This window comes from Duganella sp. 1224 (assembly GCF_013408245.1).
In the GTDB taxonomy this organism is placed as follows: Bacteria; Pseudomonadota; Gammaproteobacteria; order Burkholderiales; family Burkholderiaceae_D; genus Rugamonas.
The window spans coordinates 36,789-50,439 of record NZ_JACBYS010000007.1; the positions used below are offsets into that span (position 1 = coordinate 36,789).

A 13,651-nucleotide genomic window follows, 5' to 3' on the forward strand; every position below is an offset into this window, starting at 1 on the left:
ACGGCAACGCATCCGGGAGACCACCTTCATGGCTGTGGCAAACGACATCGCGCACTGGCGCGCGCAGATTTTTGCCAGGCTGCTGCTGGTGGTGTTTGTGCTTGGCTTGTTCACCGCCGTGCCCAGCGCGCTGCTGGCCGCCAGCGAGGGCATGTGGTCGATCGCCGTGGTGGACACGCTGGCGCTGCTGTGGATCGGCGCCATCTGGCGCTGGCGCAGCCTGGCCTACACGGCGCGCGTGCTCAACTTCCTGTGCGTGGCCTTCGTGGTCGGCATCGCCCTGCTGCTCAAGGTGGGCCCGGTCAGCCAGATCTACCTGACGGCGGTGCCGGTGCTGGCGGCGCTGCTGCTCGGCCTGCGGCCGGCGCTGTGCATGCTGGTGCTGGCCGGGCTGGCGGTAATGGTGCTGGGCTTCGAGGGCAATGCGGTCATCGATCTGCAAGGCCTGCCCGAGCATGCCTTGCTGCGTGCCGCCATCATCTCCATCAACTTCATGTTCATGACGGCGGTGCTGACGCTGTCGTGCGCGGTGCTGCTGCAGCACCTGGAGCGCTCGTTCGACAAGCTGTCCGACCTCAACGCCGAACTGCGCCTGACCTCCGCCGCGCTGGCGCGCCTGAACGACATGGTGCTGATCGCCCAGGTCGACCAGCACACCGGCCAGCGCATCATCTTCGTCAACCAGGCGTTCGAACGCCACACCGGCTACCGCCGCGACGAAGTGATGGGCCGCGATCTGCGCCTGCTGCGCGGCCCGGACACCGACCCGGCGGTGGTGGCGGACATCGAACGCGCCATCACCCATAGCCAGGCGGTGCGCGCCGAACTGCTCAACTACACCAAGGCCGGCCAGCCCTACTGGGTGGAGACGGAACTGGTGCCGCTGGCCGACGAGGGCGGCGTCAATACCCACTGGGTGGCGGTGCAGCGCGACATCACCGAGCGCAAGAAATCGCAGGACGACATCCACCGGCTGGCCTTCTTCGACGTCCTCACCGGCCTGCCCAACCGCCGCCTGCTGATGGACCGCATCGACAAGCTGCTGGCCAGCTCCGAGCGCGGCGCCACCTACAGCGCGGTGATGTTCATCGACCTCGATCGCTTCAAGACCATCAACGACGCGCGCGGCCACGCCATCGGCGACGCCCTGCTGCGCAACGCCGCCGCGCGCCTGAGCCAATTGATGCGCAAGGCCGACACCGTGGCGCGCATCGGCGGCGACGAGTTCGTGGTGCTGCTCGGTCACCTGTCGCCCGAGCTGCAGGGCGCCACCCACGCGGCGCTGACGGTGGCGGAAAAAATCCGCGCCGCCCTCGGCCAGGATTTCGAGATCGAAGGCCAGACCTACAACTCCACCGCCAGCATCGGCGTCACCATGATGCCGCGGCCAGGCTTGCCGGCGCAGACCGCGCACGACCTGCTGCGCGAAGCCGATACCGCCATGTACCGCGCCAAGTCGGAAGGCCGCAACGGCATCGCCTTCTTCGAGACGGCCATGCAGGCGGAAGTCGAACAGCGCCTGACGCTGGAGCGCGACCTGGCCGCCGCGCTGGCCAACGGCGAGCTGCAAATGCACGTGCAGCCGCAGGTCGACCGCCAGGGCCGCACGGTCGGCGGCGAACTGCTGATGCGCTGGCCGCTGGCGGACGGCGGCATGGTGCCGCCCGGCGTGTTCATCCCGGTGGCCGAGGAGTCGGGCCTGATCGTCGAACTGGGCGCGTGGGCGCTGCGCCAGGCCTGCGACGCCGTGCTGCAACTGCGGGCGGCCGGGCTGGCGATGCCGCTGTCGGTCAACGTCAGCCCGACGCAATTCCGCCAGGCCGATTTCGTCGCCCAGGTGCAGCGCGTGCTGGCCGACACCGGCGCGCCGGCCGGCCTGCTGGTGCTGGAAGTGACCGAGGGCCTGTTGATCGACAAGATGGACGACACCATCGCCCGCATGCGCGAGCTGACTGCCATGGGCCTGCGCTTCTCGATCGACGATTTCGGCACCGGCTACTCCAGCATGGCCTATCTGAAGAAGATGCCGCTGTACGAGCTGAAGATCGACCGCAGCTTCATCATGGACACGCCGGAAGACGCCAGCAGCAAGGCGCTGGTGCAATCGATCCTGGCCATGGCCGGCCATCTCGGCCTGCGCGTGGTGGCGGAAGGCGTGGAAACGCAGGCGCAGGCCGAGTTCCTCATCGCCCACGATTGCGCCTGCATGCAAGGCTACCTGTACGCCCGGCCGATGCCGCTGGCGGCACTGATACAAGGTTTACTCAGCAGCACGGCAATGGCGGCCGTCGTATAGCCATCCACGACAAGGGAGGTAACGCAATGAAACTGAGCGTCGCGCAGAAAATGGGCCTGCTGGCCGGTGCCGCCCTGGCGGGCATCGTGCTGATGGCGGGCCTGAGCCAGTACCAGATGGACGAAGTGTATGATGCCGCCAACTACTCCACGGTCAACACGGTGCCCAGCCTGGTGGTGATCGACAAACTGCGCGACAGCTTTCTGCGCATGCGCATCCGCGTCAACCAGCACGTGCTCAACACCGATGACAAGAAATTCGCGGAACTGGACAACGGCGTCGCCGAAATGCGCAAGCTGGTCGACGACAACCTGAAAAAATACGCCGCCCTGCTCAGCGACGACAAGGACAAGGGCATCCTCGACAAGGAAAAAGCCTCCTGGGCCAGGGTGCAGCCGCAGATCGAGGCGGTGCTGGCGGAGTCGCGCGCCAACCGCAACGACAAGGCGCGCGTGGCGCTGGAGGCGGCGCGGCCCGAGATCCAGATCATGCAGGCGCTGATGGACGAGCACTTCGACTACAACACCGAGTTGGGCCGGCAGGGCGCCGAGCGCGCCGTGGCGGCGAAGAGGAATGCGGCGCGCAACGCCATCGTCATCGCCGTCTGCACGCTGCTGGTGGTGGCCCTGATCAGCGCCTTCATCACGCGCGCGCTGCTCAGGCAGCTGGGCGGCGAACCGGATTACGCCGCCGACATCGTCAACCGCGTCGCCCACGGCGACCTGACGGTCAAGGTGCAGATCAAGCCGGGCGACACCAGCAGCCTGCTGGCGGCGATGCACAGCATGGTGGGCAATCTGCAGCGCGTGGTGGGTGACGTCAACGACGGCGCCGAGGCACTGGCCAGCGCCTCGGAGGAAGTCAGCGCCACCGCACAGTCGCTGTCGCAGGGCGCCAGCGAGCAGGCGGCGGCTGCCGAGGAATCCAGCGCCGCCATCGAGCAGATGTCCGCCTCCATCGCCCAGAACACCGAGAACGCCAAGGTCACCGACGGCATGGCCGGCAAGGCCGCGCAGGAAGCCGGCGAAGGCGGCGCGGCGGTGCGCTCGACGGTGGCGGCGATGCGCGAGATCGCCCGGAAGATCGGCATCATCGACGATATCGCCTACCAGACCAATTTGCTGGCGCTGAACGCGGCCATCGAGGCGGCGCGCGCCGGCGAACATGGCAAGGGCTTTGCCGTGGTGGCGGCCGAGGTGCGCAAGCTGGCCGAGCGCAGCCAGGTGGCGGCGCAGGAGATCGAACAGGTGGCCTCGGGCAGCGTGGACCTGGCCGAAAAGGCCGGCGCGCTGCTGGACACCATGCTGCCGAATATCAAGCGCACCTCGGACCTGGTGCAGGAGATCACGGCGGCCTCGGAGGAACAGTCGGCCGGCGCGGGACAGATCAACGCCGCCATGAGCCAGTTAAGCCAGACCACGCAGATGAACGCCTCCAGCTCCGAGCAGCTGGCCGCCACCGCCGAGGAAATGAGCGGTCAGGCCGAGCAGCTGCAAAGCGCCATGGCGTTCTTCAAGGTGCGCTGACGCGCGCTCAGTTGACGATGGTGACGCGCTTGCCGCTGACGTTGCGCTGCGCCGGATTGCCGTACACGGTCACGCCGCCGGAGCCGTTGGCGTAGGCCACCACCGACTGCGTGACGGTGGCCGAGATGCCGCCCGAGCCATTGCTGCTCAGGTCCGCGCTCTGCGCGCTCAGGCCGGCCAGGTCGGCGCTGCCGGAGCCGTTCAGGCGCACCGTCATCGTGCGCACGCTGCCGCTGGCGGTGGCGCCGCCGGAGCCGCGCAGGTCCAGGCTCAGGGCGTCGCCGCTGATGCGGCCCAGCTCCAGCCGCCCGGAACTGTTCAGGCGCGCGGTGACCGAACCGCTGTCCAGGTCGGCGGCATTCAGGCCGCCGGAACCGCTCAGCCGCGCGTCCAGCCGCGTCACGTTGCCGCTCAGGCGCACCCCGCCCGAACCGTTCTGCGACAGTTCCAGCGGCGCGCGATTCAGGCCGGTCACGGTCACCGAGCCGGAGCCATTGGCCGACAGGTGGCGCAGCGCCGGCGTGCTGTAGGTGACGCGGATCGGGCTGTTGCTGCGGATGCTGCCCTCGACCCAGACGCGCAGCGTGCCGCCGCTGGCGTCGGTGCGCACCAGCGGCAGGATGTTGGCGTCGCCCTGCAGCTGCAGCGCGGTCTGCTGGCCGACGCGCACCTCCACCTGCATCGGGCCGGTGACATCCAGGCCATCGAGCGTGGCCACCTGGCGGGTCTCCACCACGTTGTTGCCGTCGCCCTCGACCGCCTTGCTGCTGTAGCCCGACTTGTACGACACGCCGCCTTCGCCGTCCGGCACCACGATCACGGCGCAACCGGCGAGGATGGAAAGAGCGGCGAGAGCGATGACGGTGCGGCGCATGATGGGTGTCCTTGAAAGTGAAAGTGTTGCCACTATAGCCAGCGTGCGCGCCACCCGCCCGGCCGCTGCGACAAACGGTAGAAAAAGAGGGATGAAACGCAAAATCGGCGGTGTTACCATAGCGGCCATGACCACCTCCACCCTGACCGACTTGCTGGATCTGCGCCAGCGCACACGCGACTTCGCCGCCGCCCGTGACTGGGCCCCCTTCCACACGCCCAAGAACCTGGCCATGGCGCTGTCGGTGGAAGTGGCCGAACTGGCGGAACACTTCCAGTGGCTGCGCACCGGCGCCGCCGAGGAACTGGACGATGCCAGGCGCACCGCCATCCGCCACGAACTGGCCGACGTGCTGCTCTACCTGGTGCAGCTGGCCGACAAGATGGACGTCGACCTGCACGCCGCCGCCGTCGAAAAAATGGCGCTCAACGCCGTCAAGTACCCGGCCGGCGCAGCGCCGCTGGCCGGGCCGGGCCGCGACTGACGGCGCCGCGCCCTGGCGCGGCAGTCAGCGCGGCTGCAATCCCAGCGCCTTGCGGATATGCGCCAGCACGATGCGCCATGACGGCGACGTCGCCGCCACCTCGTCGTAATGGCTGCCGCCGGGCAGCGACACCACTTCCGCCGCGTCGCCGGCCGCCTGGGCGCGGCGCGCGTAGTCCTGGCCGACGCGCAGCGGCGAGATGGTATCCAGCTCGCCGTGGATCAGCACCGTGCGCACGCCCACCGGCAGCATCTCGGCCGGCGAGGTGTCGCTGAAGATGTCGGGCCGCGCGGCGCTGGCCACGCCGGCCAGTTGCGCGATGTCGCGGTCGCAGCTGGTCTTGATCAGCGCCTGCTCGTTGCGCAGGTCGGCCAGCCCGCCCAGGCTGATCACCTCCGGCACCGGCAGCGGATCGGCCACGTACAGGGGACTGGTGCGCGGCAGCCGCGCACGCGAGGCCGCCCATTGCGCCAGGTGGCCGCCGGCCGAATGCCCGACCAGCACGATGCGCGACAGGTCCAGGTGGTGCTGCGGCGCCAGGCCGCGCAGGCGGTCCATGGCGGTGGCCACGTCGTGGTACATGCCGGGATAGCCGCCGCCCTCCTCGTCGTAGCGGCGGTACTCCACGTTCCATACGGCGATGCCTTGTCCGGCCAGGTCGCCGGCCATGTTGCGCATCTGGGTGATGCCGCCGAATTCCTTGGTCCAGCAGCCGCCGTGGATGATCACTGCCACCGGGAACGGGCCGTCGCCGGACGGCTGGAACAGCTCGGCGAACTGCGACGGCGCGGCGCCGTAGGCCACGTGGCGGGTGGGTGACGGGCCGCTCAGGGCCAGGTAGTCTTGCAGCGACATCGGAGCGGCGGCGGTGCCGCCCACGCTGCCGGCCATGGCGGCGGCCAGCAGGGTTGTTTTGAGGGGGTTCAGCATGCGCATATTCCTTGGAGTAGAGCCGCCATGCTACACCATGCGGCACCCGCGTAACCCGCACACCGCTGCGGCCGGGGTCTGACCCCGTACGGGGTCAGACCCCTTCTGTTTGGGGTGAAAAAAAAGGCCGCCCCGAGGGGCGACCCAAAAGGAACTAAGCCCCCGCTTAGAACTTGTAGTTGGCGCGCGCGTAGTAGTAGCCGCCATTGATGCCGAACGGCGAGAAGCTCGGCAGGATGGTCACGGCGCCGTTGTCGTTGCCCGCCCGCTGCTCCGCCAGCATGCCCGGGTTGACGCCATTCGGGTAGGTGTTGAACAGATTGTTGGCGCCCACCGCCACCGACCACGCGCTGTTCAACTTGTAGCCCACTTCCAGATCGGTGATCGCCTTGGTGGAAATCTTGGTCAGATAGTAGTTGCTCGAACCATCCGGGTGCTGCCACTCGGACGACTTGCCGTAGATCGCCTCACGCAGATTGATGGTCCAGTTACCCACCTTCCACAATGCCCCCAGGTTGACGCGCAGCTTGGGCGACGCGGTTTCCAGGTCGGAGATGGCGGTCTTGTCGAGCAGCGTCTGCGGCAGCAGTTGCGCCGGCACCTGGTTCAACTTGGTCACTTCGACCTTGTTGTAGTTGGCCGCAATCGACCAGTCGACCGCGCCCGCGGCGCCGTAGCGCTGATTCAGCGTGGTGACGAATTCCACGCCGCGGCTGCGCGTGTTGACAGCGTTGGAGAAGATGTTGATGCCGGTGGTGGTCACCGACTGATCCAGCACGTTGCCGTTGGCCTTGATGGCCGCCACCACCGCCGGCGACACCACATCGGCGCCGGAACCATTCAGCGCGCCGCTGCCGACGATGCGGTCGCGGATGGTGATCTGGTAGGCGTCCAGCGTCATCGACAGGTTGGAAGCTGGGTTCAATACCAGGCCGATGCTGAAGTTGGTCGAGCGCTCCGGCTTCAGCCCGTCGACACCCACCAGCTTGGCGCCAGCCGAATTCGGCGCCAACTGGACGAAGGCCGATCCCGGCGAGACGTTGGTGGCCGAGTAGTAGGACTCGGCCAGCGTCGGCGCGCGGAAGCCATTCGAGACGGTGCCGCGCAGCGCCACCACCGGCGAGAAATCGTAGCGGCTGGTGATCTTGCCCACCTTGGCGTTGCCGAAGTCGCTGAAGTGCTCATAGCGTGCCGCCAGGTCCAGCGTCAGGTCGGTGATCGGGCTGCCGGCGAAGTCCAGGTAGGCCGCCTGGTTGGTGCGGCGATGGCTGCCGGCGTCGGTCAGCGAGAAGCCGGGATAGGACTGCGAGCCTTCCTTGTAGCGCGAGGCTTCGTCGCCGGCCTCGATCTCGTACTTGTCGATGCGGTGCTCGATACCGCCGGCGATGTTGAGCGGCTTGGCCCAGCCGACATTGAATTCCTTCGACGCCTCCAGCGTGGTGGTCCACTGGCTGGCGATGAAGGCGCCGGCGCTGAACACGGTCGGCGTGAAGCCGGTGTCGGTGAACAGCGAGACGTTGCCGGAATCGGCCACGCCGATGCGCGCCTTGTCGCGGCCATAGGTCGAACTCAGGTCGATATTCCAGCCGTCGGCCTTGGTCTTGAAGCCGCCGGTGAACGCGAAGTCCTCTTCCTTCATGGTTTCCTTCGGCGAGAAGCCGGTCGGATAGATCTTCGGCAGGCGGTTCGGCAGGCGGTAGTTCTCGTAGGCGCGCGCCTCCTTGCGGCCGGCGGTGGCAATCGCGTACAGTTGGCTGTCCGGCGACACGTCCCAGCCGAAGTTGGCGGCAAACACGTTCAGGTGGTATTGCGCGTCGCCCTGGATGTGGTTGACGTGCGGGTAGCCCGGTTCCTGGAACATGCCAGGGTAGGCCGCCATGTTGGCCGGGTTGATGACGCGCGGGTCGATGCCGCCGCGGTCGCTGTAGCCGTGGTACTTGGATTCCGCCGTCAGGCTGAAGAACGCGTCCTGGAACGGCTCGACGCCGATGTTGGCGCTGCCGTCCAGCGTGCGGCCGCCGCCATCGGAGTAACCGCCGCCGTTGACGGTGGCGGTGCCGCCGTGGTTATTCGACTTGAGAATGACGTTGACCACGCCGGCGATCGCGTCCGAGCCGTATTGCGCGGCCGCGCCGTCCTGCAGCACCTCGATGTGGTCGATGGCGGACACCGGGATGTAGTTCAGGTCAGCCGCCGCGCCGCCCTGGTAGGGGCCGCCCAGCACGGCCAGGTTGGCGGTGCCGTGACGGCGCTTGCCGTTGATCAGCACCAGCGTGTTGTTCGGGCTCAGACCGCGCAGGCGGGCCGACAGCGTCAGGTTGGCGGTGTCGCCGCCGAAGGCCTGCGCCGTGAAGGACGGCAGGTTCTGCGCCAGTGCCTGGATCAGGTCCGGCTGGCCGGTGCGCTGCAGCGACGCCGAATCCAGAACCTGGATCGGCGACGCGCTGTTTTCAACCTTGATGCCGCTGGAACGCGTGCCCGTCACGATCACCGCTCCCGCGTTGGGCGTGGCGGTATCGGCCGCCGCCGCGACGGTATCGTCTTCAGCGGCGTACACGCCAAATGCCAGAGTGGACAACACGGCTGCGACGCCGATCTTCAGTGTGGCCTTATGCATATTTTAATTCCCCATTTTTGAATAAAAGCGAAAGTAAGACCCGAAAACACAACAGCTGATTGTTATTTTTTAGCGGCGACCACCTCGATCTCGACCAGCCAGCCCGGATTGCTCAGGCCCGCCACCTGCACCACCGCGCGCGCCGGCAGGTTGAGTTGCGGGCCAGGCTGGGCGCTGCTACCGAAGTACTGGGTGTAGGCTTCCATGAAGCCCTTGGTGTCGGCCTTGCCGCCCTTGGCCGGATCGCCGACCAGGAACACCTGCATCTTCACCACGTCCGACATCTCCAGCTTCATCCCCTGCAGGATTTCCTTGATCTTCTTCAGCACCGACTCGGACTGGGTCTTGGTGTCGCCGAAGGCTTCCAGCGAATCGGCCGGCGCGTCCTTGTTGACCACCGCCGGCACCTGGCCGCTGATGAAGTGGATGGTGGCGGTGGGCGGTATCGTCACCGCCAGCGCGATCGGGAAATCGGAGTTCGGAATCTTGTGGCGCACGATGTCGGCTTTGGGCGCGGCGGCGTGGGCGCTGCCGAAGGCGGCGCAGACCAGCAGGGAGGCTATGGTTTTTTTCATCTTGGCTCTTTCAGTGTTTGTTGGACATGGCGGTGTTACCAAACGGGTCGACGCCCAGCGAGGTGCGCAGCGCGCCAACCTCCGCCTCGTTCAGGCCGTCGGCCTTGTTGCCCCAGTTGGAGCGCACGAAGGTCAGCACGGTGGCGATATCGCGGTCGCTCAGCGATTCGCTGAAGTCCGGCATGCCGCCGCGCCCTTTCAGCAGCACGGCGGCGACTTCGCTGCCCTGCCCCTGCACGAACTTGTTGCCGGCCAGCGCCGGGAAGGCGCCCGGAATGCCCTTGCCGGTCGGCTGATGGCAGGCGGCGCAGTTCTTCAGGAACAGCGCCTTGCCGTCCATCTCCTGCGCGCGCGACGGCGACGATGCCGCCGCCGCGATGGTGGCGATGATCGCCATCGCGGCCTTGATCAGGGTGTCTCTCATGCGCTTGCCCTTTCATGGATCTTGGCGATCTGCTGCCATGCCGATTCGATGGCGCCGGCCTGCCAGCCGGTCAGATAGCTCAGGTGTTCGCCGGCCAGCAGGATGCGGCCCTCGCCCTCCACCAGCGTCGGGTAGGCGGCGGCGCGGGTCTTGTCGGTCCACTCGGCCCAGCCGCCCAGGTTGTACTGCACGCGGTGCCACGCCACCGAGAACGCGTTCTCGAAGTTCTCCGTGTATTGCGGGAAGATCTTCTGGCCGGCCGCCAGCGCGAACTCGGCGCGCTCCTTCGGCGACAGCGCGCTGATCTCGATCGCCGCCGTCTGGTACTGGTAGTACCCCAGCAGCACGCCCTTCTTTTTCTGGAAGCCGTACGACGGCACGGAAATGACGTTGATGCCTTTCAGGTCGGTCATGATGTGGCCGCCGTAGATGTGGTCGTCCTCTTCCCAGAAGCGGCGCTTCATCTGCAGGCCGATCTTGCCCACCGGCGCGTACGCCACGGTGGCGACGGCCTTCTTGAATTTGTCCGAAAAATCGGTATCGATCTGGCGCAGCACCGACAACGGGATGGCGCACAGGCAGTAGTCGGCGCTGATGGAGCCGAGCTTGTTGGTGCCGGTGTCCTTGTAGGTCACCGTCACACCCTTGTCGTTCTGGCGGATGGTCTGTACCTCCGCCTTGTAACGGATGTTTTTGCCGACGCGTTTTTCAAACGCCTTGGCGATGGCGTCCATGCCGCCGACCGGCTGGAACATGGTGTTCTGCATCGGGAAGTCCTGCACCGCGCTGTAGACGTTGCCCAGCTTCGACGCCAGCAGGTCCTTGAAGCCCAGCGGATCGGACGGCGTGCCCGGTCCCGGATTCAGGCCGGCGCCCGGATTGACCTTGAAACCGCGGCCGCTGCGGCCCTTGTACTGCAAGTCGTTGGCGGTCAGCGCGCCCTCGTGTTGCAGGTAGTCCAGCAGCAGGCGCTGGTCGTCGGCCGTCAGTTCCTGGTCCAGCTGGTGGCTCTTGACCGACTTGGCCAGCAGCTCCGACACGTGGCCGCGCATGTCGGCCTTGACCTCCTTGACGCGCAGGCGCTTGCCGGCGAACGGGCCGGCGTTTTCGGAATACACGTAGGCGTGGTCGTTATCGTTGACCATCACCTCCAGCGGCACCTCGAACAGCTTGGTGTAGTGCAGCGTCGACTGATGGTGCAGCGGAATGCGCCACGGGCCGTGGTTGATGTACTGGCCGTCGTCGAACGCGCAGGTCTGCTTCTCGCCACCCAGCTCGGTCAGGCTGAAGCCCTTGCGCGCGGTCTGGCAGCGGCCGCCGGCGAACGAACGCGCCTCCAGCACCTGCACCTTGTAGCCCAGCTTCTCCAGCTCGTAGGCGGCCGTCATGCCGGCCAGGCCGGCGCCCAGGATCAGCACCTTCTTGCCCTTGCCGCTGCCGCTCAGCGCCGGCGGCGCCGACGCGGTGGACTCGATGCCCATGCCCCACGCGCTCATGGTGTTCAACAGCAGTCCAGTGCCGCCGACCGCGGCCGCGCGATACAGGAAATCCCTCCTCGTAAATGAGCTAAACGATTTAAATGGTTTTACCGTTTTACTATCCATCTGCTTCCTCACCGATCTGCTGAAAAACCCTTGGGCGACTTGCGAACCCATAGTTCCCATGTAGCAAACGGTGTGCCAACACGTGGTCAAAAAATAAACATGTTTCGGCTAACAGGTTTTATTGCGGATAACGGGATAAACGGTATAAAACAATGATAGGACTTTATTCATGTCAAAAAAAATGCACTGCACCGTTACGATGCAGTGCATGGTGCACGCGGCGCCGCTCAGCCAACGAAGCTGGCGTATCCCTGCGTAGTGCTACGTAGTGGCGCCGCTGGCACGGCGGCGGCGGTGCGCGGCAGACGAGCGATTTCCGCCAGCGACAGATGCTGATGCGCGACGCTGGCGTCGGCCAGGTGGCAGGCATGGAACTGCATGGGCGCGGCCGCGTCCAGCAAATAAACCATGTCCATATTGGCCGGATCGTAAGCCACCTTGACCTGCCATTGGCCGCGCGTGCGCGCCCGTTCCAGCCAGCGCTCGTTGACGGCGCGCGCGCAGGTGTACAGGCTGTCGAACAGCGCGATGCCGTCCGCCGTCACCGCGGCTTGCGCCACCGGCATCAGGCTGCAGCGGATCAGGTGCTCGGGATAGATCTTCAAGCCGCCGCCGCGATGCTCCACGCCCCAGTCCCACAAGCGGCGCGGCGTGGCGCCGCCGGCGTGCGCCAGTTGCTGGCGGTTGTTGTAGTAGAGGACGCAGTCGAGCACGATGCGGGTGAACTGCTCCAGGTCCATCACGCCATCCAGCCGGCCCGGCGCGCCCTCCATCTGCGGCGCCAGCAACCGGAAGCGCTTCTCCAGCACGCCGCGCCAGTCGTCCGGGCCGTCGTCCGCCGCCACGCAGCGCAGGTTGAAGTTATTCAGCAGCGTGTCGCCGTTCCAGCCCAGCGTCAGTGCGGCGTTGGCAAACAGCGTCTCCGGCAGATGGCGGCACGGCCATTGGCCCTCGTCGATGCGGCGCCCGTACTGCTGGGCGTAGCGCTGCTTGTCGGCGCCGCAGTGGGCCAGCGCCAGCATGGCATGCGGCCACTGCGCCTCGCCCATGCCGACGTAGACGCCGCACACCAGGCGGCTGAAGGCGTCCGTCACCACGTACACCAGCGGCCGGCCGATGGCCTGCTGGCGGTCGGCGCGCGACACCAGCTGCACCTCGGCGCGCACCGCGTCCAGGTAGAAGCCGGAACCGGGGCGGCCCGGCGGCGGCGCCAGCGGCTCCCGCATGGCCTGCTGCAGCGCGCTGGCGGCGGCCAGCGCGGACGGCTGGCGGCGCGCCACTTCGGGCGGCCGGTCGTCGTCGTGATCGAGCCAGTAGTTGAACTGGCCGAAGGTCGGCACCTCGCGCGCGACGCCGGCCGCCGCCTGCACCCGGCCCGAGACCGGATCGACGCGGCGCTCGACGAAGAAGTCGGACAGCATCTGCTGGTAGGCGCCCAGCCGCGAGAACTTGGCGTTGGCGGCCGCATAGCGCGCGGTGGCGACGCGGAAGGTGCGGCGGATATCCTCGTCGGCGTTCAGGCCCGGCCCCTCGTCGGCGCCGTTCTTGCGCGGCCGGCCGCGCTTGACGCCGGCCGACGACTGCCGCACCTTGCCGCGCCCGCCCGAGTTGCCATAGTCCGGCAGCAGCGCGTTGGGCGTCTGCCCGCGCTGCCAGTAGCGCCGCAGGTAGCGGTAGATGGTGGGATGCGACACCTGGTGCCGGGCGGTGGCCTGGGCGATCATCTGGCCGCGCTGGCGCGCCTCGTAGATGGCCGGCTCCTGCGTCACCAGCGCCTCGATCACTTCCCAGGCGCGGGCGCGCAGTTGCAGGTGTTTGGGCGGCAGCAGCTCCTGGCTGACCACCATCAGATAGGGATCGGCCGGCAGCACGCTGGCGCGGCCGGCCCGGATGTCGGCGTGCAGCGCCGATAGCTGGACCATCTCCACGTCCGCCGTTTGCGCCGCCACGTCAAACACATAGGCGTGGCTTTGCTGGGGAGAGATCCAGAGGATGCGGACGGTGCGCGGCGACGGTTGCGTATACTGCAGCAGGTCGTTCCGCAGCAACATTAGCGCTCCCGGAACGAGGCGGTGAAGGGCCGCTTATCGACGTAAATCGAATGCAGCCCCGCCATGTTCGGGTCCCGCAGCGCCTGCGGCTTGATCGCATCCACAAAGGTAGTCCACAGCTTCCTGAATGAAGTCATTGCCATGCTCCCACGCGTAACGTCTCCAGGTTGAAGGCGCTGATACCGCCGCCACTTATCACGATTGTGCTATCACATATGCAATAAGTGGGCCAGCCTGCCTTCTCCTATGAGAGCCACGGTGAGTACGATC

At 66.9% G+C, this 13,651-nt stretch carries 11 protein-coding genes; 3 read left to right on the top strand and 8 right to left on the bottom strand.

Features of this window, described 5'->3' with window-relative positions:
- Window positions 1-28 precede the first annotated feature (28 nt).
- Together FHW58_RS22890 and FHW58_RS22895 are read left to right on the top strand one after the other, a co-directional pair.
- On the top strand, window positions 29-2,296 hold the full coding sequence (locus FHW58_RS22890; protein ID WP_179675497.1) for a bifunctional diguanylate cyclase/phosphodiesterase: 2,268 nt from the start codon (window positions 29-31) through the stop codon (window positions 2,294-2,296).
- A gap of 26 nt (window positions 2,297-2,322) precedes the next feature.
- Complete coding sequence (locus FHW58_RS22895; RefSeq protein ID WP_179675498.1) at window positions 2,323-3,822, top strand: methyl-accepting chemotaxis protein; 1,500 nt, start codon at window positions 2,323-2,325, stop codon at window positions 3,820-3,822.
- A 7-nt stretch (window positions 3,823-3,829) separates the two neighbouring features.
- Here FHW58_RS22895 and FHW58_RS22900 read toward each other — a convergent pair whose 3' ends face one another.
- Entirely contained in the window at window positions 3,830-4,696 is an 867-nt protein-coding gene (locus tag FHW58_RS22900) for a GIN domain-containing protein (protein WP_179675499.1), read from the bottom strand.
- A 127-nt stretch (window positions 4,697-4,823) separates the two neighbouring features.
- On the opposite strand from FHW58_RS22900, the gene FHW58_RS22905 reads away from it, so the two are divergent.
- The gene (locus tag FHW58_RS22905; protein WP_179675500.1) at window positions 4,824-5,180 is read left to right on the top strand and encodes a nucleotide pyrophosphohydrolase; all 357 of its coding nucleotides are present in this window, start codon (window positions 4,824-4,826) and stop codon (window positions 5,178-5,180) included.
- A gap of 24 nt (window positions 5,181-5,204) precedes the next feature.
- On the opposite strand, the gene FHW58_RS22910 is transcribed toward FHW58_RS22905, so the two are convergent.
- From FHW58_RS22910 to FHW58_RS22940, 7 genes are all read right to left on the bottom strand, one after another.
- Window positions 5,205-6,110 carry an alpha/beta hydrolase gene (locus tag FHW58_RS22910; protein ID WP_179675501.1) on the bottom strand — a complete coding sequence of 302 codons (906 nt, stop codon included), beginning with the start codon at window positions 6,108-6,110 and terminating at the stop codon, window positions 5,205-5,207.
- A gap of 166 nt (window positions 6,111-6,276) precedes the next feature.
- Complete coding sequence (locus tag FHW58_RS22915) at window positions 6,277-8,727, bottom strand: TonB-dependent siderophore receptor (protein WP_179675502.1); 2,451 nt, start codon at window positions 8,725-8,727, stop codon at window positions 6,277-6,279.
- Between the two features lie 62 nt (window positions 8,728-8,789).
- Window positions 8,790-9,302, bottom strand: coding sequence for a RidA family protein (locus FHW58_RS22920; protein WP_179675503.1), 513 nt, complete (start codon window positions 9,300-9,302; stop codon window positions 8,790-8,792).
- Between the two features lie 10 nt (window positions 9,303-9,312).
- On the bottom strand, window positions 9,313-9,726 hold the full coding sequence (locus tag FHW58_RS22925; protein WP_179675504.1) for a cytochrome c: 414 nt from the start codon (window positions 9,724-9,726) through the stop codon (window positions 9,313-9,315).
- Window positions 9,723-11,390, bottom strand: coding sequence for a flavin monoamine oxidase family protein (locus tag FHW58_RS22930; RefSeq protein ID WP_308937280.1), 1,668 nt, complete (start codon window positions 11,388-11,390; stop codon window positions 9,723-9,725). The genes FHW58_RS22925 and FHW58_RS22930 overlap by 4 nt, the downstream gene beginning before the upstream one ends.
- Window positions 11,391-11,557: 167 nt before the next feature.
- Window positions 11,558-13,381: a Mu transposase C-terminal domain-containing protein gene (locus FHW58_RS22935; RefSeq protein WP_179675506.1), complete on the bottom strand. Its 1,824-nt coding sequence runs from the start codon at window positions 13,379-13,381 to the stop codon at window positions 11,558-11,560.
- On the bottom strand, window positions 13,381-13,518 hold the full coding sequence (locus tag FHW58_RS22940) for a hypothetical protein (protein WP_179675507.1): 138 nt from the start codon (window positions 13,516-13,518) through the stop codon (window positions 13,381-13,383). Before FHW58_RS22940 ends, FHW58_RS22935 begins: the two co-directional genes overlap by 1 nt.
- Window positions 13,519-13,651: the final 133 nt, after the last annotated feature.